At 65.3% G+C, this 21,908-nt stretch carries 20 protein-coding genes; 6 read left to right on the forward strand and 14 right to left on the reverse strand.

The window, feature by feature from the left end; genetic code table 11:
- Nucleotides 1-103: 103 nt before the first annotated feature.
- The 5 genes from AB0C34_RS07005 to msrB all read right to left on the reverse strand — a co-directional run bounded on the left by AB0C34_RS07005 (nt 104) and on the right by msrB (nt 3,256).
- Nucleotides 104-796 (reverse strand): histone deacetylase, encoded by a 693-nt coding sequence (locus AB0C34_RS07005; RefSeq protein ID WP_357068223.1) that lies wholly within the window; start codon nt 794-796, stop codon nt 104-106.
- Nucleotides 797-948: 152 nt separating this feature from the next.
- The gene (locus AB0C34_RS07010; RefSeq protein ID WP_357068225.1) at nt 949-1,383 is read right to left on the reverse strand and encodes a nitroreductase family deazaflavin-dependent oxidoreductase; all 435 of its coding nucleotides are present in this window, start codon (nt 1,381-1,383) and stop codon (nt 949-951) included.
- Between the two features lie 541 nt (nt 1,384-1,924).
- Nucleotides 1,925-2,188, reverse strand: coding sequence for a helix-turn-helix transcriptional regulator (locus tag AB0C34_RS07015; RefSeq protein WP_357068227.1), 264 nt, complete (start codon nt 2,186-2,188; stop codon nt 1,925-1,927).
- 103 nt (nt 2,189-2,291) lie between these two features.
- A complete protein-coding gene (gene msrA / locus AB0C34_RS07020) occupies nt 2,292-2,804 on the reverse strand; it encodes a peptide-methionine (S)-S-oxide reductase MsrA (protein ID WP_357068229.1) in 513 nt (170 codons plus the stop codon).
- A complete protein-coding gene (msrB, locus tag AB0C34_RS07025; RefSeq protein ID WP_357068231.1) occupies nt 2,801-3,256 on the reverse strand; it encodes a peptide-methionine (R)-S-oxide reductase MsrB in 456 nt (151 codons plus the stop codon). Before msrB ends, msrA begins: the two co-directional genes overlap by 4 nt.
- 621 nt (nt 3,257-3,877) lie before the next feature.
- On the opposite strand from msrB, the gene AB0C34_RS07030 reads away from it, so the two are divergent.
- A complete protein-coding gene (locus AB0C34_RS07030) occupies nt 3,878-4,756 on the forward strand; it encodes a DUF427 domain-containing protein (RefSeq protein WP_357068233.1) in 879 nt (292 codons plus the stop codon).
- A gap of 74 nt (nt 4,757-4,830) precedes the next feature.
- Here the strand turns inward: AB0C34_RS07030 and AB0C34_RS07035 are convergent, their stop codons facing one another.
- The gene (locus AB0C34_RS07035) at nt 4,831-5,766 is read right to left on the reverse strand and encodes a helix-turn-helix domain-containing protein (protein WP_357068234.1); all 936 of its coding nucleotides are present in this window, start codon (nt 5,764-5,766) and stop codon (nt 4,831-4,833) included.
- 1,297 nt (nt 5,767-7,063) lie between these two features.
- On the opposite strand from AB0C34_RS07035, the gene AB0C34_RS07040 reads away from it, so the two are divergent.
- The gene (locus tag AB0C34_RS07040; protein WP_357068236.1) at nt 7,064-7,312 is read left to right on the forward strand and encodes a hypothetical protein; all 249 of its coding nucleotides are present in this window, start codon (nt 7,064-7,066) and stop codon (nt 7,310-7,312) included.
- Between the two features lie 339 nt (nt 7,313-7,651).
- Here the strand turns inward: AB0C34_RS07040 and AB0C34_RS07045 are convergent, their stop codons facing one another.
- Nucleotides 7,652-8,908 (reverse strand): cytochrome P450, encoded by a 1,257-nt coding sequence (locus tag AB0C34_RS07045; protein WP_357068238.1) that lies wholly within the window; start codon nt 8,906-8,908, stop codon nt 7,652-7,654.
- Between the two features lie 995 nt (nt 8,909-9,903).
- On the opposite strand from AB0C34_RS07045, the gene AB0C34_RS07050 reads away from it, so the two are divergent.
- The 4 genes from AB0C34_RS07050 to AB0C34_RS07065 are packed head-to-tail and all read left to right on the forward strand — an operon-like array spanning nt 9,904 to nt 14,546.
- A complete protein-coding gene (locus AB0C34_RS07050) occupies nt 9,904-10,800 on the forward strand; it encodes a hypothetical protein (RefSeq protein ID WP_357068240.1) in 897 nt (298 codons plus the stop codon).
- 25 nt (nt 10,801-10,825) lie between these two features.
- Complete coding sequence (locus tag AB0C34_RS07055) at nt 10,826-11,440, forward strand: hypothetical protein (protein WP_357068242.1); 615 nt, start codon at nt 10,826-10,828, stop codon at nt 11,438-11,440.
- Nucleotides 11,437-12,939, forward strand: coding sequence for a pyruvate, phosphate dikinase (locus AB0C34_RS07060; RefSeq protein WP_357068244.1), 1,503 nt, complete (start codon nt 11,437-11,439; stop codon nt 12,937-12,939). The genes AB0C34_RS07055 and AB0C34_RS07060 overlap by 4 nt, the downstream gene beginning before the upstream one ends.
- Nucleotides 12,936-14,546 carry a PEP-utilizing enzyme gene (locus tag AB0C34_RS07065; protein WP_357068246.1) on the forward strand — a complete coding sequence of 537 codons (1,611 nt, stop codon included), beginning with the start codon at nt 12,936-12,938 and terminating at the stop codon, nt 14,544-14,546. Before AB0C34_RS07060 ends, AB0C34_RS07065 begins: the two co-directional genes overlap by 4 nt.
- Nucleotides 14,547-14,716: 170 nt before the next feature.
- On the opposite strand, the gene AB0C34_RS07070 is transcribed toward AB0C34_RS07065, so the two are convergent.
- The 7 genes from AB0C34_RS07070 to AB0C34_RS07100 are packed head-to-tail and all read right to left on the reverse strand — an operon-like array spanning nt 14,717 to nt 21,906.
- The gene (locus AB0C34_RS07070; protein WP_357068248.1) at nt 14,717-15,943 is read right to left on the reverse strand and encodes a VWA domain-containing protein; all 1,227 of its coding nucleotides are present in this window, start codon (nt 15,941-15,943) and stop codon (nt 14,717-14,719) included.
- Nucleotides 15,940-16,590 (reverse strand): SRPBCC family protein, encoded by a 651-nt coding sequence (locus AB0C34_RS07075; protein WP_357068250.1) that lies wholly within the window; start codon nt 16,588-16,590, stop codon nt 15,940-15,942. Before AB0C34_RS07075 ends, AB0C34_RS07070 begins: the two co-directional genes overlap by 4 nt.
- 13 nt (nt 16,591-16,603) lie before the next feature.
- Nucleotides 16,604-17,491: a MoxR family ATPase gene (locus AB0C34_RS07080; protein WP_357068252.1), complete on the reverse strand. Its 888-nt coding sequence runs from the start codon at nt 17,489-17,491 to the stop codon at nt 16,604-16,606.
- Complete coding sequence (locus AB0C34_RS07085) at nt 17,488-18,081, reverse strand: nucleotidyltransferase family protein (protein ID WP_357068254.1); 594 nt, start codon at nt 18,079-18,081, stop codon at nt 17,488-17,490. Before AB0C34_RS07085 ends, AB0C34_RS07080 begins: the two co-directional genes overlap by 4 nt.
- Nucleotides 18,078-18,974, reverse strand: a complete 897-nt coding sequence (locus AB0C34_RS07090) for an XdhC family protein (protein ID WP_357068554.1) — start codon at nt 18,972-18,974, stop codon at nt 18,078-18,080. Before AB0C34_RS07090 ends, AB0C34_RS07085 begins: the two co-directional genes overlap by 4 nt.
- A gap of 26 nt (nt 18,975-19,000) precedes the next feature.
- On the reverse strand, nt 19,001-21,391 hold the full coding sequence (locus tag AB0C34_RS07095) for an aerobic carbon-monoxide dehydrogenase large subunit (protein WP_357068256.1): 2,391 nt from the start codon (nt 21,389-21,391) through the stop codon (nt 19,001-19,003).
- Entirely contained in the window at nt 21,388-21,906 is a 519-nt protein-coding gene (locus AB0C34_RS07100) for a (2Fe-2S)-binding protein (protein WP_357068258.1), read from the reverse strand. The genes AB0C34_RS07095 and AB0C34_RS07100 overlap by 4 nt, the downstream gene beginning before the upstream one ends.
- Nucleotides 21,907-21,908: the final 2 nt, after the last annotated feature.

Below are 21,908 nucleotides of genomic sequence, written 5' to 3' on the forward strand. Positions count from 1 at the left end.
TGCGCAGCGTCGAGGGCTCGAGGACGGATGTGATCCGCTGCTCTCGGAAGTACTCGTGTGTCGGATCAGTCGGTGGTGGGCGCTGTGTCGACGGTGCCGGAAGCTAGGAAGCTTTTGCGCGTAGGAGTGCGTGTAGGGAGTCAGGAGTCCAGCGGCGGTCGGCGCCGGGGCGGGTCGCGAGGTAGGCGGCGGTGGTCGCGGTGGTCCAGCGGTGCGCAGTCGATAGGCCGGCGGCAAGGTGTCGCAGGTAGGCGGCGGCGGGTGGATTGCCGGGGAGGTCGCGGTAGCGCCATGGGGCGGTACAGGTCAGGAGCGGATGGCCTTGGTGGGATCCGGCGTGAACCAGGGTTTCGTATCGGCCGGGGCCGAGTGTTGTTGTGCCACGGTCGATCAATTCATCCAAGTCGAGGTCCGTTCCGGGGGCGCGGTACATCTCCTGGGCCACGATGTCGGAAAACTGAGCGGTGGTCAGCAGGTGGGCGTGGACGGCGATGTCGCCGGCGCAGGCCGGATCGAAGAAAGCGCGGCCGCCGGTCCAGGTCAGCGATTCGGTGGCGAAGTACAGCAATCCTGGCAACAGAAGGGGTACCGAGCGAATCGGGTCGGCGTGGTCGCGGCAGCCGGGTAGCGTGATCGCTCCGCCGTCGGGCCTGCCGCCGCGCAGATAAGTACGCAGCCTGGTCAGGCTCATGTTGGAGCCGTAGGCTGCGTACCAGACCAGCTCCGTCGAGGAGGATCCGTCTGGTCGTATGGCCACCGAATCGGCGATCACACGCTCGATGCGTCGCGCCGGCACCTCACCATTGTCGACTCAACTCGGCCGGTCGGCCAGCGTGCTCCTGAGCCGGCTGGAGGTCGCCCCGGCAGGGCGTGTTCCGCGCTATCGACACGCCGGGTCAAGTGGCCGCATTCTTCCGCTGCGTTGGCGCGGCGGGTGTGGTGTGCGTGTTACTCTGCGCGTCGCGCCAGTTCGATCACCGGGATGAGTCGTTTTGTGCTGCGCTGATAATCCGCGAACTGGGGTTGAACGGCGCTCTGCTTTGCGTAGATCTCGTCCCGTTCGGCTCCGGTCAGCACCCTCGCGGTAGCCGAGAACGTCTCGGTGCCCAGCTCGACCGTCACCTCCGGGTGCGCAACGAGGTTTCCGTACCAGTGCGGATTGGCGTCGGAGCCACCTTTGCTGGCGAAGATGTAGATCCGATCACCATCCTGGAAAGGGACCAGTGGGGCGATCCGCTCGATGCCGGACCGCGCACCGATATGGTGAACAAGCACCAGTGGTTTGCCCTCGAACATACCTCCGACCTTGCCGTCGTTCTCGCGGAACTCGCGGATCACCTCGCGGTTCATTGCGTCAAAGTCGAATCCGACTGCATCCGTCATGAATTGATCGTAACCGTCGGGTGCGACTCGTAGGCATCGTGTTTTCAGTAATATGCGCGAGAAACGTCACGCCAAGGTGCGGAATATTCACGCACTCCTATTTGTGGTGCTGGCGTCACCGTCGTATTTCGGTATGGCTCGAACGCGGGCGCTTCGAAGAACATTGATCCGCCGCGAGCCGGAGTCCAGGATTTACCTGCGGTTGCACGGTCGGCCCGGGTGGGATCGATCGCGAGATCGCTCGGCGGAATATTCGCGGATCTGGTCTCGGGCCACGAGTATTCGAGTGCGCTCGTTCGCGACCGGCGGTCGACCGTGACTCGCCCGGGGTCCGACCGGCGGGTGGTCTGGTCGGTCGAGTGTCGTCGGCGATTGATTGTGGACGCGAAAGCTGTTGAACGCCAGCGGAATCGATCGACCCCCGCCCCGGTCTCGATCCGAGGCCATCGTGTCGGGCGGCCATTCGCGGGCGCGAGGTGTCGCGCGGTGCGGACGCCGCCATCGGCGTGGCGATCGAGCTGATGGTGGTCGTGAACTGAGCTCAGGCGGATTCGGCCAATCCCGCCGAGCGCCAGATGTCGGCGAGATGGTCGAGCGGGAGCGCGAGAACCTGGCTGAGTGCCACGACGGTGCCGAAGGCGGGGGAGGGCAGTCTGCCGGTCTCGATCTTGCGCAGCGTTTCCGGCGAAATGCCCGCCGCGCGGGCGACTTCAATGAGATCGCGATCGGCGCGGGCGGTGCGCAGGGCGCCGCCGAGGCGGCGACCCGCGTCGAGCTGTTGCGGTGTCAACGGGAGACGAACCATAGGCATAGGCTACGGCCGGTATTAAAATACCGCAACTAATCGCGGCGCGGTGCGTCGTGTGACGTACGCACCGCGCCGGGGGCGGGGCCAGCGGGCCGGCGGCCTACCTCGCGGTAGTCTGCCGCTTCGGCAATTTCCAGCCTGGCCGCGGGAAGTGGCAGGTATAGCCGTCCGGATAGCGCTCCAGGTAATCCTGGTGTTCGGGCTCAGCTTCCCAGAACTCGCTCGCCGGAGTCACCTCGGTGACCACCTTGCCGGGCCACAGGCCCGAGGCGTCGACGTCCGCGATGGTGTCCAGTGCGACCCGCTTCTGGTCGTCGTCGCGATAGAAGATTGCCGAACGGTAACTAGTGCCGATGTCGTTACCCTGCCGGTCCCGCGTCGTCGGATCGTGGATTTGGAAGAAGAACTCCAGCAGCGCCCGGTAGTCCGTCCGCTCCGGGTCGTAACTGATCTCCAGAGCCTCCGCATGTCCCGGGTGATTGCGATAGGTGGGGCGATCGTTTCGCCCGCCGGTGTAACCGACCCGCGTCGCCACCACTCCCGGCTGTTTACGGATCAAGTCCTGCATGCCCCAAAAGCATCCACCGGCCAGAATCGCCTTCCGCGTGGTCACGCTTCCTCCTTCGTGAACAGAGTCCGGTATTGCCCATAACCTTCCGCCTCGAGGTCATCGAGGCGGATGAACCGCAGTGCCGCCGAATTGATGCAGTACCGCAGGCCACCCGTCGTGGCTGGCCCGTCGGTGAACAGATGGCCGAGATGACTCCCACCGTGCGCCGAGCGCACCTCGGTGCGGATCATCAGATGACTGAAGTCCCGCTTCTCGACCACATTCCCGGCATCGATCGGCTTGGTGAAACTCGGCCATCCCGTTCCGCTGTCGAACTTGTCGACCGAGGCGAACAGGGGCTCCCCGGACACCACATCCACATAGATGCCAGGCTCGTGGTGGTCCCAGTACTCGCCGGTGAACGCCCGTTCGGTCCCGCTTTCCTGGGTGACGTGGTACTGCTCAGGCGACAACGCGGCGATCGCGGTGGGATTTCGCTTGTGTTCCTGTGTCACATGACCTCCTGATTATCGGCCACAGGTACAACCGGCGGTATGGTCCGGAAAGTCCCAACGGGTCGGGCGTCACATTTTGGTCGTCAATTGTTCGGTCGGGCTGCCGCAGATAGCAGCATGGACGGCGGTCGATGAACAGCGCGGCGAGTGAGATCGGGCTTTGTCGCAGGTCCAAGACTGGGGCGGGGGTCAGGTTGCGGCAGCAGACCGGTGCTGTGCCGATGCTGGGGGCTCCCGGGGTCTGGCCGGTATCGGACGGTATCGGACAGCATCGGAGTCCGGCAGGACCAGCGGGGCTGATTATTAACTAACCTCCAAGCATGGGCTTGACAGTTATATCGGACGGTGCTTCAGTTTAACCATCAAAAGCCGTTAAAGTGGTTGAAAGTGGAGGGTTCGAGATGGCTGTGGTCCACCACCGTTACAAGACCGGGCAAGGCCGACGTATGGCTACCGGGAGGCGGGACCCGGCGACGCCCCGGCGGTCGTGCGCCTGCATGTCCTCGGCCGCGTGACCAGCCCGCGCTGACTGTGCTCGCCCGCGGGTCGGTGGCGGCGCCGGCTCGGGGTTGCCACGAGCGAACCGGGTCACGAAGAAAGCGAGAGTAAAAGGAGAGATCAATGGGTTTGACATGGCAGCAAGGGCCATTGGCATCCAGGTCGGTAGGGCAGTTCCTGGTGGCGGACCCGCTGCCGGAACGGTTGCTGTTCGCCGAACCGCTGCGCCGGCGGATGCGCGTGCAATTCGGCGGCGACTGGGTGGCCGACAGCGAGGACGTCGTCCTGCTGCATGAGCCGGACCGCTATCCGGTCGCGTTCTTCCCTTTGGCGGATGTCCGCGAGGGCGTTCTCGTACCGGAGTCGCGCCCGACGCAACATCGCGAACTCGGGACAACCGCATGGTTTGCCGTGCGCGGTGGTGACAGGCAGGCGCAGCGAGCTGCTTGGCAATACAGCGGCCTCCCGGCCTATGCGGATGTCCTACGGGACCGGGTCGCGTTCGCTTGGCGGTCGATGGACGGCTTCTACGAAGAAGACGAGCGAATCGTCGGGCACGCTGCCGACATGTACCACCGCATCGACATCCGCCGGACCTCACGCCATCTCGTCGTCCGTGACGGTGATCGGGTCGTCGCCGAGACGCGGCATCCGGTCGCGCTGTACGAATCGGGTTTCGCTCCGCGCTGGTACGTCGCCCGTGACGACATCGACACCACTGCGCTGGCTCCCGCCGAGGGCGAGACGTTCTGCCCGTACAAGGGCTTGGCCAGCTACTACGACATCGGCGCACACCACCGCGCCGCGTGGTCGTACCTGGACGCATGGCCCGAGGTCACCGCCGTGTCCGGCTGGGTCTCGTTCGAGCCGAACATCGTCGATGTCTCCCTCGACGGGAGCGGACTCGAACTCGAACCGGGTCAAACCGTCGTGCCCCACGGCATCGACCGTGGCCTGGATCCCGACGAACTGCGGCAGCACAGCGACGCAGCCGGCCGCTGAGGTATCTCGGGGTCGGCCGACTCGACTGAGTCTTCCGCCGGGTTCCGGTACATCGTGCTGGCTCGCGATGCTCGTCAGTGGGCCCGTGCTTCTTGTGGAGTCAATCCGAACTGTGCCTTGAAGGAGGCGCCGAAGGCGCTGAGCGAGCGAAAACCGCTGCCGTAGGCGATGTTGGCGACGGTGCGGTCCGTGGGGGCGTCACGGAGCATGCGGTGTGCCCGCTCGAGCCGTGCGGTGCGGATCAGTTGGCTCGGAGTCGTTCCGGTGTGGTGCAACGCCAACTGGATCTGGCGAAGCGACCAGCCCAGGCTCCGCGCGATCACGGCAGGGGTGAGGTCGGGGTCGTGGGCATGTCGTCGGACATAGTCACGGACCGCGGCGTCCACGGCCGCCAACGTGCTGGGCGACTCGCTCCCCGGACGCAGGCACAGGCGGAGTAGATCGGCGATCATGTCACACGCCGTGGCGAAGGCGGGCCCATCCACGGCATGGCACTGCTCGCAGAGTTCGCTGATCATGCACGCCGCCACCGAACCCATGCCCTGGCTCAGGTCGATCAGGGCAGGCCCGCTGCCGACACCGAGGGGAAGCGCGCCGGCGGGGATGTTCATGATCCACGCTCGTGCGAATTGTGGCTGTCGGAAATCCAGCGGTCGTGCTTTCGTGACCACGACTCCCTGCCCGGGAAGGGCCTGTACGGAGTGGTCGTCTTGTCGAAGATGTAGTGCGCCGGTAGTCGGGAGCAGCAGTCGCAGGCTTGCATCGTCATCGTGACGGATATCCGCGGGCGTGCGCGAGTAGATGATGCCGTCGGACCAGAATTCGACCAGCTGGTAGTCCGCATATCGCTGTACCGTCGTCCAGCCGCGGAATGTCGAGGGGCTGGCGAAACGGAATCGCAGGGTGCCTTGGTGGCGACAAACATGCTCCGCCCAGAAATCGGTCGAATCGCCGGCCGAGACGGTGGCCGTGTCGGTCTGTTCGACCGAATACGGCTCGGAAAGTGCCATCGGGCGACCTCCACTGACATGCACGTTTCCGTGCGTCCCGTGCGCAGATCAGGTCGAACCCGTATCGGCGCATCCCTAATGTCAGAAATCAGTCTAGCGACTCCAGTGGTAGCGAGGAAGACCGATGCGAAACCCAACCGTGATTGGTATGACATTTGCACAGATCGACGATGTCGCCCTGTTCGGATATTCCGGCGTAGTTCAATCACTGTATGATCAAGGAGCCTCGCGATCAGGCATTGTGCCGGTGGATTCGCGGCACCGAATCTCCTCGTTCACCTACCTCGGTAGGGGCATCACCAGCTCGGAAATTTCGAATCCAGCCCGGTCGGGGCATCGATCTCACGAAGAGATCGAGACGAGTAGGGCATGTGACATAGGTAGTCGATACGAATGTGATGGACGGCTACCGATGTGGCGACATGTACCTAGCAAGACAACATGGCAGTGACCGAAAGCTCGGGCAGCTCCCGTCGGACGGATTTACCGGGACCGAGCACAGAGAACCCGTGAGGTAAAGACAACATGGTCCGCTCGTTGGCGGGGCTGATTCTGTCGGGGCCCCGCAATACAAATCGCGCCACAAATCTCGCCCTATCACGACGAGAATACGGCCGCTCTCCGGGACGGGGACTCCGTTCACCGGACGGGAAGGCGTACCTTCGGCTCGTCGACCCGGCTGAGCGAGCGCAAAGCAGGCCGGCCCTGCTTCGGTTTTTCTCGGAAGCGCCCGGTATCGGTGTCATTGTGGGCAGGCTCGAACCTGCTCTCCGGGCCGTGCGTGGTCGACTGCCGCAGCGCCACCTCGGTCCGGTATCACGCTTCCGCGACCCGGGCTCTCGGCCCGCCGGCCATCTCGAGCGAACGGACCGGCGGCTGGTGATCGTGAGCGAGGTGGTCACCGACTCGCCCCCGGCGCGGGGACCGTAACGGCGCGGTATGACTCCGATCCTGGAGTAGCGCTCGATATCCGAAAATTGCTCTGACGGTAGATAATTAGGTCTGAATGGTTTGTGATCATGAAAGAAATGCGGTGTCTGCGGTGCGGAAAAGCATTGCGCGAGAAAATGGATGAACGCCGGCGTATGCACATGAACTGTGTCCGATCGGTGAAATTCGCGGATGTGCGAATGAATCCGGCTGATTGGAAGGCAGTGGCCGGTTGGCTCGATCCGGGGCGAAACTATCTGATCGGGCACATGGGGGCGGAATAGTGCTCCGACGTCCAGATGAGTACAAGGCGGCGACAGAGCTGTCACGAAGCCAGGCTGTCCAGGAGGTCAGAAACATGAATCGCGTGACCGAGAGCGAGCTGCATCAAGATTTCAGGCGTTGGACCGAACTGGTCGATCGCGCCGCGCACGCGGAGAACGAGGTGGAGCGGGAGACGCCCGCTGTGCGAGCGGCAGAGCTGGAGCGGAAGTGGATCTTCGCGGCCGCCGACGACTGGAACACAATGCGCAACCGGCATGAGCAGTGGTGCGAGAGGATCGACCGCCGACGGGCGACCACCAAGGCTCAACTGCGCTGCAACCAGTTGCTCTGATACTCCAACTCGCACCACCCGCGTACGGGCCCGGTCGCGGGCGGACCACGCAGGTACCGGCCGAGCAGATGGCGGCCGCGGCCGGCGGTGCACAGCACGCCGACCTGACCTCGCCGTTGTGTATCACCGCCCGCTGCCCAGTCATCGTCGGTGACAACCTGGTGGTGTACCGCGACGACAATCACCGCACGGTCAGCTACGAACAGACACTCGGATCGGTCATCAGCGCGCTCGCCGACCGTGCGCTCGCCGCGGCTGAGTTGCCTGGCCCCGTGCCGCTACGACGAGGCTGCTCTCGCCCGTCGGACGCAGCCCCTTTCCTTCATCACCGCGTTCGCCTCAGGACACATGCAACGGAATGGACGGCGGGAACGTGACCGGCAGAGACGTCAATGACCGGTGGACCGGACCGGGTCGCCAGGCCGAGGCGGCGGGCTGTTCGGCCAGACGGATCTCGGGCAGTGCATCGAGGAGCTGATCGATGGCGTCTTGTGCAACCAGGTAAGCCAAGGATTGCGCGGGACAGCTGCGCTGCCCGATACCCCACGCCAAATGTGAGCGATTGCCGGCGTGACTATCGCTTCGGACCGCAGGGTCGTTGTTGCATGCGGAGATGCTGACGACGACCGGCTGATGTGCGGGAAGCCAGACGCCGTCGATGAGGATCGGCTGACGGGGATAGGTGAGGAGGTAGTTCGCCAGCGGCGGGTCGTTGAACAACACGTCGTCCAGGGCTTCGCGGGTGGACAGGCTTCCACCCAGGACGCTTCCGCCGAAACGGTCGTCGGTGAGGATCAATAGCAGGGTGTTGACGATCAAGTTCTGTTGGAATTCGATCCCCGCGCCATAATTGCTTGCCACCTGGTGGATCATCTCGACATCATCGAGTTCGGCCGGATGCCGCAACAGCGACGAGGTGACGTCGCTGCCGGGTTCGTTTCGTTTGAGAGTCACCAGTTCCAGCATCGCTTCACTGATCATCCTGTTGCCGTTCTCGGCATCGACACCCTCGACGATCGCAGCCATCCCAGCGGCCATCCGCTGGCCGATCTCCGGTGGGCAGCCGAGCAGGACATTACAGATTTCGAATACCAGCGGGAACGCATACTGGCGGATCAGGTCGGCGCTGCCGTCTTCGCAGAAGGAGTTGATCAGAGAGAGTGCAATCTTCTCCACGATCGCGTGTAGAGAGTAGAGATCGACCTCGTTGAGCGCCGTGGTAGTGGCCTGCCGGTAGCGCACGGCATCTGCCCCGGCGGACCTGGTCGCCATGGGCCGCCACTCCAGCATCGGGAGGATCGGGCAGTCGGCAGGAATGTTCTTCTGCCAGGTACGCGGATCAGCGGGGAAATGCTCGGGATCGTTGAGTATCCGCAGTGCGATGGTGTAATCGATCACCAGAGTGGCGGGGACATCCGGCGCCAGCGCCACAGGTATCAAAGAGCGCCCTTGCCTGCGCATTTCTCCGTAGGCGCGATGAGGATCAGCGGCGAACTCCGGCGCGTACAGCGGCACCCGCGGGCCGTCGGCGTCGAATGGCGAGCCGTGAATGACTGGGCAAGATGGGGTGTGCGCCTCGGATCGGGTGGTACTCACGAATAGGACTCCAGACTGTTCCTACGGATTGCGAATGACGTGCCGCAGTTTCGGTGGCGTTGCTTACTGGATATCGGGCCAAGGATTGGGCGTATCGCGTATACCTCATCGTCGATCGGGTCCCATGCCCCGAACTGGATCACGGCGAAGCTCGACGAAAATAGGGTACTCGACGAGCGCCCCAGCGAGGTCCGCGCTCCCAGCTCCGTCGGCTGAGAGTGTCGATGTCAATGTGCCCCAATGTGGTTCGATGACGGCGACCATACTCGAATTGGCCTCGAGCCGCTGATGCCACCGGTCGGATCGGTTGCCGCAGGACTCGTATGAGAGCTGAGAACGCCTGAGCGAGAACGTGTTGCGAAGACTGGTCGGCGATCTCCGCCAGTCTGCGGCATCGAAACTCATTGGGCGCTCGGCCGGATGCATCGTCCGATACCCTCCGCCACCTGGGCGTGGCACAGGTACTGCGGTTGCGTATCACCGACGGACATCATGCACAGTAGCGCGTAGCGACCACTCCATCACTCGGGGATCGCTTGTATCATGCTGCCTACCAATATGTTCAGGAGCATCACCATACTGGTGCACGGCAGGCCCCTGCCATTCACAACTGACAACACCGAGGTGAGGGCAACCCTGATCAACTAGATCGGCACGAGCCGACCGGAGTCGCCGCTACCCGGCAGACAAGTCGGGGCGCACGGGGTCCGCGAGTGAGCACGAGATCGCGCATATCCTCTTCCAGTAGCCGACCAGCGCGATCCGGACGACCCCACGCCCGCCCGCGTCGATCGGTGCGGCGCTCGACCAGTCCGACTGCGACATTTCATCATTCGCGCTGCCGACTCGGTGAGGGTATCGCTGATGCGCCGCCGCTTGGCACACGTCGAGATCGGTGCACCGGCCAGCCATGTCGCGGCCACGCGCGGTAGCGACGATCCCGCGCCGAATCAGCCAGCAGTACTTCCACGCCATATCAACCCGAAGGGACATCGATGACATTCGTGACGCCGACCGAGCGAAGCTGGGGCGCGTTATCCGAGCCGATTCACGCCGACGCTGCCGGGATAGGCGAACCGGTCTGGAAGGACAACGCCTACCTCTCGTTCTGGGACCCCGCCGCACAGGTGTTCGGCACAGTGCACGTCTCGACCTCCCCCAATGCACCCAGTGCCCGACGTGCTCGTTTCAGCATCTCCGTAGCGGGCCGGGTCGTCGAGGTCGTCGAACCGCTGGGCGAGGGCACATTCAGCAGCGACAGTATCGACTTCCGCCTCGACGGGCGGGTGCTGGTCGATCATCCGGCCGTGCAAGCCGATCTCGTCAACGCCCCACTGTTCATCGCCGCCGACTACGCCACGAACGACCTCATACCGCCGCTCGTGCCAGGCAAACCACTCCAGCACTTCCAGCAGGCCTGCTCCATCGTCGGCAGCGTGACGCTCGACGGTGGGTCTGTCGCCATCGCGGGTCACGGTATGCGCGACCGCACCTGGGGCTTCCGCGACGAGGCGGCGCAATGGGTCGAGTTCGCCGCGCTGTTCACGGTCGACGAGTCGAGGTTCGTCACCGCGATGAAGTTCCGCGGCGCCGACGACACGTTGTCTGCTGACGGTTTCGTGATCGAAGGCGCGCATTCGACACCGATCACCGGCGTGGCCTTCGCGCGCGACGCCGCTGCTCAATTTCGTTGGGCCCGATTGGAACTCGCCGACAACAGCACCCGCGTCGTGTCGATACGTAGCCGGGTCGGCGGCTTCTGGGTACCGGCGGGCCCTGCCGAGACCGAAGGGCCGGCTTTCGGCGTCTACGACGACTTCATGCTGCTCGACAGCGAAGGACGTCGTTGCGGTGGCCTTTTCGAACAGGCAATAGTGCACCGGGTCGCCTAGCCCGCCGAGAGAAAGCAGACAAACAATGTCAGATGTCCTCCGCATACTTCAGGCGGCGCGACTGAAAGGGCGCCCGCGCGAGTCCGATCTCGCTGCCGCCACGGGCTTTGCCGACGCCGAAATCTCCGCAGTACTGGAGGCACTCATCAGCGCGGGCGAACTCGACCGCGTGGGAGCACGCCTCAAACTCACCACCGCGGGCCGCTCCCGGCTCGATACCTTGCTGAAAGCCGAGCGTGCCACCCTCGATCAGGAGCTGTTGCGACGGTGCTACCAGGACTTCGAGGAGGCCAACACGGAATTCAAACAGCTTGTCACCGATTGGCAGCTCATCGAAGGTGTACGCCCCAACGACCACAATGACGCCGAGTACGACGCCCGTATCGTGGCGCGGCTGGCCGACCTGCACGTGCGCTTCACACCGCTGCTGGCGCAGTTCATTCGACTCGCGCCACGACTCGCGGAATACCCGAACCGGTTCGCCTCGGCTGTGGCTGAAGTCGAGTCCGGTGACCACACGTGGTTTGCGCGGCCACTCATCGACAGTTACCACACGGTCTGGTTCGAATTACACGAGGAACTGATCGGCCTCACGGGACTGTCTCGTGTGCAGGAAGCTGCTGCCGGGAGGGCGGAATGACCTCGGCAACATCGAAAGCCCCATCGATTATCGTCCTCGACGGCACCACCACCGAAGGCCGGGATCTGCTCGGCGGCAAGGCTTGGGGCATCCAGCGGATGATGGCGCTCGGAATCCCCGTCCCCCCTGCCTTCGTCATCACCACCGACGTCAGCCGACGTGTGCACAGCACGGTCGCGACACTGCCTGGCGACGTCTGGCGTGATGTGCCCGCAGCGGTAGCGGAACTGGAATCGGTCACCGCACGTCGGTTCGGAGCCGGCCCGCGTCCGCTGCTCGTCTCGGTGCGCTCGGGTGCTGCGACCAGCATGCCGGGGATGATGGACACCGTCCTCAATCTGGGCATGACCGACGAGGTCGAGCGGGCACTAGCCGAAGACGGCGTCGACCCCGCATTCGCCGCCGACACTCGCCAGCGCTTTCACAAACAGTTCGAGAAGGTCGTCGGCTGCCGGCCGCCCGCGGACCCGTGGGAGCAGCTGCACCGCGCGATGATCGCGGTGCTCGATTCGTGGAACTCGCCGCGCGCGATCAGCTATCGCGAGAGCCGCGGGTTGTCGCATGACGGCGGCACCGCGGTCACCGTGCAAGCCATGGTGTTCGGTAATCTCGACGATCGCTCGGGCACTGGTGTGCTGTTCACTCGTAACCCACTCACCGGCGGCGCCGAAGCGTACGGTGAGTGGTTGCCGCTCGGGCAGGGCGAAGACGTGGTATCCGGGCGTGCCGACGCCCTTAGCGTCGCCGACCTGGCGTCCACGATGCCACGGGTCCATGCCGATCTGCTGGCCGCCGCCGCGCAGCTGGAGGCCGACAGCCGCGACGTGCAGGATATCGAGTTCACCGTGGAGAGCGGCACCCTGTGGCTATTGCAGGCACGAGTCGCCGAACGGTCCCCCGAAGCCGCGATCCGACATGCGGTGCTGCTGCAGCGGGAAGGTCTGATCACCATCGCCGAGGCACTCCAGCGGGTGCGGCCCGACCATGTTCAGACCTTGCTCGCCCCACATCTGGACCGGACCGAGCTGGCCGCGACCGCGCCGGTGGCGACCGGAAAGCCAGCCTGTCCAGGCATTGCCACCGGCGTCGTCGTCATCGATGCCGACGACGCCGTGGAACGGGCGGACCGAGGCGAACGGGTGATTCTCGCCAGGCCGACCACCGATCCCGACGATGTGCCTGCGATGGCAGTCGCCGCCGCGGTGCTCACCGAACTCGGCGGATCGACCTCGCACGCGGCCGTGGTCTGTCGGGAAATGGCCGTGCCGTGCGTGGTCGGGTGCGGCACGGGGGCACTCATGGCGCTGGCAGGACAGACCGTCACCGTCGACGCGGCGGCCGGCACGGTATATCCCGGCGAGATCACCGCAGTTCCGGCCACCACGCTCGACGATCCCGATCTCGCGCTGCTCACCCAGTGGGCACGCGCGGAGGCCACCCATGGTGCACAGGGCTCGCTGCCTGAGCTGCTCCAACAACGCAAGAGGGAGAAGATATGAGCAGTCGCGAAACCGTCGAGGAAACGCTGGACAACACCTCGATCGACCCGTCGGTCACCTGGACGACCGGTAACGTCGCCGAGGCATTCCCCGGCGTATTCACCACGCTAGGCTTTACTTTCATCAACGCCTCGGTGGAGCTGGCAACGCGCACGACGTTCATGCAGTTGGGGGTCCTCAAACGGAAGCAGGTCCATGTCCCGGACCGAACGGAGGACATGTTCTGGACGCTGTTCGCCGGACGGGCCGCCGCCAATATCGACAAGTTCCGCGAGATCGCGAACATCACCCCCGGCACATCGGCAACCGCGGTCGAGCAGCAGCTGTTCGGTTACGTCCGGCCGGAGACCGTCGACGCGAACAGTGCACGCCGCTATCCGTTTATCCTCGCCAAGGCGCCGCGAGCGGTCCTACGGCTGCCCAAGCGGCACGACGCCGAATTCGCCGCACTGCGCCGATGGCGGCTGGAGCGGCTCGACGGCGTCGACGCACTCGACTATGCGGGATGCGTCGAACTGTTGGCCGACGCACGGCAGCGCTTCCAGAACATCCTGACCATGCATATGCTCGTCGCGTTCGTCAGCTCCGGGTTGGCGGACCGGGTGACCGCCACTTTGGCCGGGCTCGAGCTCTCCGAACTCGGGCCCGGCCTACTGTCCGGGATCGGAACGGATGAAACCGAGGTCGCTCATGACCTATGGGCACTGGCCCATGACCACATCACTTTGCGCGAGTTCACCGATCGGCACGGCTACCACGGCAACAACGAGGGGCAGTTGTCCGGCGTGTCCTGGCGGGAGGACCCGACGGCGGTACTCAATCGGCTCGCCGACTACCGCGGCATCGCCGCCGACAGCCCGCGGGCGCCGAGAAATCGAAGCCTGGAGCAGATCGAGACGCGGCAACGCGCCATGGCCGAGCTCCAGTCAGCGCTGCCCCGCCGCAAACGCCGTGCCGCTGCCCGGAATGTGCGCATGGCCAGTCGGTGGATTGCCCTGCGCGAGCAGGGCAAGGCCGGCTATCTCCTCATCTTCGATGTCGCCCGCGCCGCTATGCGCAGGCAGGGAGTTCTGCTGGTCGATAATGGCGTGATCGACCGTGTCGACGACGTCTTCCACCTCTCTTACGACGAAGTGCGCGGCGGCGTCACGGATGATCGGCGCGCCCTGGTCACCGAACGCCAGGCACAGTATGACGAGCGGTGCGCCTACCGGTTGCCGAAATCGTGGACGGGAGTGCCGCCACTCACCAAGGCGGGTGAGTCCGGTGTGCCCGCACTGGAGGTCGCCGATGTCATCACCGGCGTTGCCGCCAGCGGCGGGGTGGTGGAGGGTCGTGCCCGGGTGGTGCGTGATCCATCGACCACCGAGCTCGACGACGGCGACATCCTCGTGTGCGAGACGACCGATCCGAGTTGGGTGTCGTTGTTCCTCGTCGCGGCCGGGGTTGTCACCGATTTCGGCGGCCTGCTCAGCCATGGTCCGATTGTGGCGCGTGAACTCGGCATCCCCTGTGTCTGCGGCACCGAGAACGGCAGCTACCGGATCAGCGACGGCCAGTACATCCGCGTGGATGGCGATAAGGGCACTGTCACGGTGCTCGGGTGACTGATCGGTGCGGAGCCGACAGGCGAGTCCGGCCGGCGGCGCCGTGCCCTACCCCGCTGCGATTAGGCATCGTGCCTGTAGGAACGATGCCTAAGCCGCGACGCTCGAAGGCCCGATCGATCACCCTGGCGCGGCCGACTTGATCGTCTGGCTCCCCAGGACGTCGCTTACTAGGCGGATCGGCGCGGCCCGCATGATGGACGCACATTCGCCGATGTCAGGGCTTGCATGAACAGGTGCACGCTCGCCAAGGTGTGTGCGGGCAGCATGAGGTCGCAGAAGGGTAGGGCGGCCACCATCGCACCGGTGGTCGGCTGGAATCGAGGGTCACCCGCACGGGGATTGAGCCAGATGACGCGCCAAGCCCGACGTCGGATCCGAGCCATCGCACGGGCCAGGACATCGGGGGTGTCGCTGTCCCAGCCGTCCGACGCGATCACGACGACGGCGCCGCGCACCGCGTTCCCGGACGCCGAAGCCAGCAGCGCACCCAGGCATCGGCCGATGTGCGTGCCGCCGAAGCGGTCGACCACCTTGTCGTTGGCCCGAGCCAGCGCGACATCCGGGGAACGGTGCGCCAGCACCGAGGTCAGCCTGGTCAACGAAGTGGAGAAAGCGAACACCTCGGGGCGATCAGATGAACGGCGCTGCAACGCTGCGCGCATCAGGTGGAGGTAGATCGTCGAATACGGCTGCATCGAGCGGCTGACGTCGCAGACCATGACGATCCGGCGCGGGCGGCGCCGGGCACGAGTGCGGGCCAGCAGCGCAGACTCCCAGCCGGTGCGCCGGGAGTCGTTCATCGTTGCCCGGAAGTCGATCCGCTTGCCGTGCGGATGGGATTCCTGGCGCCTGCTCGTACGCTGCGGCCACAGCGCCGATGTCTGTTCCAGCCAGATGCCGACCGTCCGCAAATCGTCCGGATCGAAGCGGGCGAAGGGCTCCTGTGCTCGTGCCGCGATCCGGCTCGGCAGCACGTCCGGCAGCACTGCCTCGCTCGCGATCGCTCGGTCGACGGTGGTGGCCGATCGCCATGTCGCCCAGGGAACTTCGTTGCTTCGTCCAGAGTGCTCCCGAGCGCCCATGGTCGTGGCCCGCGCGGGTTCGGTCGGCAGCGCGTTCGTTCTACTGGGCGGGTCCACGCCCAGTACCACGTCGGCGAACACTGTCCGGAATGCCGCGTCGAATGCGGCGAGATCCTCCATGCGATCGACGAGGGTCAGCCGCGCAGCCCAGTAGAGCTCGGTGCCCGACCACGGCGCCATGCGGCGTAAGGCCTGTACGAACAGCGCTGGTCCGCTCGGCGCCACCGCGACGCCACCGCGGCGCAGCCGAGCGACCACCGCGACGGCGAAGGCGGCCAGGTCGACGCCGCGCAGCAGCACCGCTCGCGTCATCGCTTCCCGCGCATCCGCCTGCGCACCAGAATAAACGCGAGTACGGCCGCCACCCCGAGCGCGATCGCAGGCGCGTACTTCTTGATCATCGCGGGCCCGGCGAGGCTGACGAGGTCGAGTGGTGCCGGCTCGGGCTGTCCGACCGGCTGCGCAAGCCCCGCTCGACTGTCTGAATCGACCACTGGCGCGGCGGTGGCCGAGTCGCTTTCCGCGAGTTTCGCTTCCAGGGATGCGACGAATTGCCCGACTAGCTTCTCGGACACCTGCTGCAGCATCGTGCTGCCGAACTGGGCCAGTTTGCCGACAATCTTGAGGTCGGTATCCACGGTCACATGGGTCTGGTCGCCGTCTTCGCGTAGTTGCGTGGTGATGGTCGCCGCGGCGTTTCCGGATCCGCGTGCATCCCGGCCGCTGCCGTTGATGACCGCGCGATGGACGCGGTCGTCGCGCTCGACGAAATTCGCCTTCCCGGCGAATTCGCTGGTCACCGGCCCGACTTTGACCTTGATTGTGCCGAGGAAGTCCTCTCCCTCCCAGCCGACCATCTGGGCGCCCGGCATCAGGGGGACCACCTGCTCGAGGTCGGTCAGCACCTCCCATGCCTGCTCGACGGGTGCGTTGACAGTGAATTCGTTGGCGATCTTCATCGGAGTTTCCCTCTCATCCGGTAGCCAAGCCTTGGGTATATTCGACAAATGCCGTGCGCACGCTGGAACGGTCGTCAGGTGTCTTCGCCAGGGCGCTGAGTGCGGCGACCGCCGCCGGCGCGGCGAGATCAGCGACATCGAGTGTCGCCAGCGCGGCGATCCAGTCGATGGTCTCGGCGATGCCCGGCGGCTTGTCGAGATCGAGGTCGCGTGCCCGGCCGACGAATCGAGTGGCGTGCTCTATCAGCGCGTCGGTCGCCCCCGGCACAGTGCGCCGCACGATCGCCACTGCCCGGGCCGGCTCCGGGTAGTCGATCCAGTGGTACAGGCAGCGCCGCCGCAGCGCGTCGTGTAGATCGCGGCTGCGATTGGAGGTCAGCACCGCGATCGGCGGGTCCGCGGCGACAAAGGTCCCGAGTTCGGGAACGGTTACCGCGGCCTCACCGAGGAACTCGAGCAGTAGCGCTTCGAATTCATCATCGGCGCGGTCGATTTCGTCGATCAGCAGTACCGGGGGCGTCGGGCCGCGATATCGCACACAGCGCAGGATCGGACGGTCCACCAGGAACGCCTCGGTGAACAGGTCGGCTTCGGTGAGATCGGTACCGCGCGCCTCGGCGAGCCGGATGCTGAGCAGTTGACGCTGGTAATTCCAGTCATACAATGCTTCACTCACAGTGAGTCCCTCGTAGCATTGCAGGCGGATCAACGGTGCACCGAGCACGGTGGCCAGGGTCTTTGCCGCCGTTGTCTTTCCCACTCCCGGTTCGCCTTCCAGGAGCAGTGGCCGACCCAGTGTGGTGGCCAGGTAGACAGCGGCGGCGGCGCCGGTATCGAGTAGGTAGTCGTCGGCATCGAATCGTCGGACCACGTCGTCGATATCGTCGAACGGCGACATCATGGCGACGTGGCGGCGCGCAGGCGCTCGTAGTCGTCCCAGGTGTCCACATCCAGGGGCACCGGTGCGTCGACGTCGAGTCGGGATACCGTCACGCGGCCCGAGTCGATGATCTTCCACACGGCCTTGTCGCCGTGCATCCTGGTCAACTCGCCGAATACGCTGCGGCTCAGCCAGAACGGGTGGCCGACACCGTCGTGGTAGCGGCAGACCGTGATCGCGGCAGTCGTCCCCTCGCGGATCAGTCGACCGATGGTCGCGGCCGACTGGCCCGGTTGATCACCGAGCATCAACACGATTCCGGCGGACCGCGGATCCACCAGGCGCAGGGCCGAACGCAACGACGACGAACAGCCGGCACCGAAGTCGTCGGCCATGGCCACCTCCAGTCCGGCGAGATCGACCTGCTGCCGAATCGCCGCTGCCGCGCCGCCGAGCGTGACGACGACCTGATCGAAGGCACAGGCCCGGACCACGTCGAGCGTGGCGCCGAGAACTGTCGTATTCCGGTACGGCAGTAGTTGTTTCGCAGTTCCGAGGCGCCGTGAGCTTCCCGCCGCGAGCACGACTCCGGTGACGAACCTGGCTGTCATGACTGTGTCCCCGCCGTGGCAAAGGAGGTGCGGCACCCCGCGCTGCAAAACCAGTGGTCGACATCGTCGATGGTGAGATGCGGCGTGTCCGGCCCGACCGTCACGGTCATGCCACACACCGGATCGAGTGCCTCCACCACGCCTCGCACAGGGTGAGCTGTGACGGCCAAGCCGCCTTTTCGAATCGCCTGGATCACTTGCGCGACGATCGAGACGGCGATCTCCGCGGACGTCTTGGCGCCGATCGGCAAACCCACCGGGGTGTGAACGCGCGCCCGCTCGGCATCGGTCAGCCCGAGTTCGTCGAGAATAGAGGCACCGCGAACTCTGCTGGCCACCATCCCGATATATCCCACACCGGCGTCGAGCGCGGCGCGGATCGACTCAGCTTCCGCGCCGCCGTGGCTGGCGATCACCATCGCCGTCGTGTCGGCCAGCGACTTCAGCGAGTCGGCTTCGGCGCCGCCGGTGCGCTGCACCCCGAATCCCACCCGTTCGCACAGGTCGGCCACGGCCTCCGCGATGGGTGTCGCGCCGCAGACGCGCACCAGTGGCGCCGGGATCTGCGGCTCGAGGAAGATCTCCAGCGCGCCGCCGGACAGACAGGGATTCACCACTACCGCCGCGCCGGGCGCCTCCGGAAATTGCAGATCGCCGTCGGGAAGCACGCGCAGCAGCACACTTTCGTTGGACTGCAGGGCGCCGAGCGCGGCCTTGCGGACCGAGTTCTGCGCGCACTGGCCACCGACGAATCCTTCGATCGTCCCGTCCTGCAGCAGGATCGCCTCGTCCCCGGCGTGCGCTGACGTCGGCTGCTGCGCGCGCACGACGGTCGCGTGCACGAACGGAGTCCGGGTGCCGACCAGTTGCTGTGCCCGCTCGGCCATCTTCATCGGTGATCCCATGTGCCGGCGCCCTCTCAGATCGGCGGAGTTGCCCGCCCCTGCATCGCTTCCCACACCCGCGACGGCGTCAGCGGCATGTCGGCGTGCCGAACGCCGAACGGTGCCAACGCGTCGACCACCGCATTGACCACTGCTGGCGGCGATCCGACGGTGGCGGATTCGCCGATTCCTTTCGCACCGATCGGATGCTGAGGTGAGGGGGTGACGGTGAATCCGGTCTCGAGATGCGGAACCTCGACCGCCGTGGGGATGAGATAATCCATCAGGGATCCGCCGAGGCAGTTGCCGTCGTCGTCGAAGGCGATGATCTCCATCAGCGCCATACCGATGCCGTCGGTGATGCCCCCATGCACTTGGCCCTCGATGATCATCGGATTGATCCGAGTTCCGCAGTCGTCGACGGCGAGGAAGCGCCGGATCTTCACCACAGCCGTCCCCGGGTCGATGTCGACGACGCAGAAGTACGCACCGTAGGGGTAGGTGAGGTTCTCCGGGTTGTAACAGATCTGCGCGTCGAGCCCGCCCTCGATCCCTTCGGGTAGATCGCCGGCACCATGGGCGCGCATCGCGATCTGCTGGATCGTCACGGCGGCGGACGGATCGCCCTTGACCTGGAACGAGCCTTTCTCCCACTCGAGGTCGGCGACGGAGACCTCCAGCATGCCGGAGGCGATGATGCGCGCCTTGTCGCGTACCTTCCGCGCCACCAGTGCGGCAGCGGCGCCGGAGACCGGCGTCGACCGGCTGCCGTAGGTACCCAGCCCGAACGGCGTTTGATCGGTGTCGCCGTGCACTACGTCGATGTCGTCCGGCGGTATGCCCAACTCCTCGGCGACGATCTGCGCGAATGTCGTCTCGTGCCCCTGTCCCTGGGTCTGAACCGACAGGCGCACGACGGCTTTGCCGGTCGGATGGACGCGCAACTCGCAGCCGTCGGCCATGCCGAGGCCGAGGATGTCCATATCCTTGCGCGGACCCGCCCCGACAGCCTCGGTGAAGAAAGACATCCCGATGCCCATCAACTCACCGCGGGCGCGTTTGTCCTGCTGCTCCTTGCGCAAGGCGTCGTAGCCGATCATGTCCATCGCCAGGCGCATGGTCTTCTCGTAGTCGCCGGAGTCGTACACCCAGCCGGTCTTGCTGGTGTACGGGAACTGTTCGGGGCGAAGAAGATTTCGCAGCCGCAACTCGGCGGGATCCTTCTTCAGTTCGTAGGCCAGGCAGTCCACCAACCGCTCGACGAAGTAGACGGCTTCGGTGATCCGGAATGAGCACGCGTAGGCGACGCCGCCGGGAGCTTTGTTCGTATAGACCGCCGTCATCTTGCAGTAGGCGGCTTCGATGTCATAGCTGCCGGTGAAGACGCCGAAGAAGCCGGCCGGATACTTGATCGGTGCGGCCGTGCCGTTGAAGGCGCCGTGATCGGCGAGCACGGTCGACCGAATGGCGAGGATCTTGCCGTCGGCGGTGGCGGCGATCTCGCCGAGCATGATGTAGTCCCGGGCGAAACCGGTGCTGGTGAGGTTTTCGCTCCGATCTTCCATCCACTTCACCGGCTTGCCGAGCAACAACGACCCGACAATGGCGCAGACGTAGCCCGGGTAGATGGGAACCTTGTTGCCGAACCCACCGCCGATATCGGGTGAGATCACCCGGATCTTGTGCTCGGGCAGGCCGGCCACCAATGCGTACAGCGTCCGGTGGGCGTGCGGCGCCTGGCTCGTCGACCACAGCGTGAGCTTTCCTGTCACGGGATCGAGATCCGCCACGGCCCCACAGGTCTCCATCGGAGCGGGATGCACGCGCGGGTACACCATCTCCTGTTCGACGACGACGTCGGCGCGCGCGAATACCGACTCGGTCGCGGCGGCGTCGCCGGTCTCCCAGTCGAAACAATGGTTGTCCTGCTTGCCTTCCAGATCATCGCGAATCACGGGCGCCTCCGGCGCCAGTGCGGTCCGGACGTCGATCACTGGATCGAGCATCTCGTATTCGACGTCGATGAGTTCCAACGCGTCGCGCGCGGAGTAGTGATCCTCGGCGACGACGAACGCCACCTCCTGACCTTGGAATCGAACCTTGTCGGTCGCCAACACCGCCTGCACGTCGTTGGACAGTGTCGGCATCCAGGCCAGACCCTTCGCTGCCAGATCCGCACCGGTGACCACCGCCTTGACCTTCGGATGCGCCTGTGCCGCGGAGGTATCGACGCTCACGATCCGGGCGTGGGCGAACGGAGAACGCAGGATGGCCAGATGGAGCATGCCGGGCAGCGCTACGTCGTCGACATAGTTGCCGTGTCCGCGAATGAACCGGGGGTCCTCCTTGCGGAGCATTCGGCCGTGACCACACGGCTTGTGATCGTTGTCGACCTGGTCTTCGGGCCGGGACTCGACGGCGGTCATGACGCGCTCGCTATCGGTGCGGCCGGGGCGACGGGTTCGGGTTCTGCGGCTTCGCCCCGTTGTTTCGCCGCCGCCCATTGGATCGACCGCACGATAGTGGTGTAGCCGGTACAGCGGCAGATCTGGCCCGAGATCGCCTCCCGGATGGTCTGCTCGTCGGGATTCGGGTCGCGGTCGAGTAGGGCCCGGGCGGTGATCATCATGCCCGGTGTGCAGAATCCGCACTGCAGTCCGTGACACTGCATGAAGCCTTCCTGTACGGGATCCAGGCGGCCGTCCACCTCGAGCCCCTCCACGGTGCGCACCGAGCGACCGCCAGCCATGACGGCCAGCATCGTGCACGATTTCACCGGCGAGCCGTCGACCTCCACCACGCAGGTGCCGCAGTTGCTGGTGTCGCAGCCCCAGTGGGTGCCGGTGAGTCGCAACTGATCTCGCAGGAAATGGACGAGCAGGGTGCGCGCCTCGACCTCCGCGGTCACTGGACTGCCGTTGACGGACATGGTTACCTGCATGG

It is taken from the genome of Nocardia sp. NPDC049220, assembly GCF_040647855.1.
Classification (GTDB): Bacteria; Actinomycetota; Actinomycetes; order Mycobacteriales; family Mycobacteriaceae; genus Nocardia.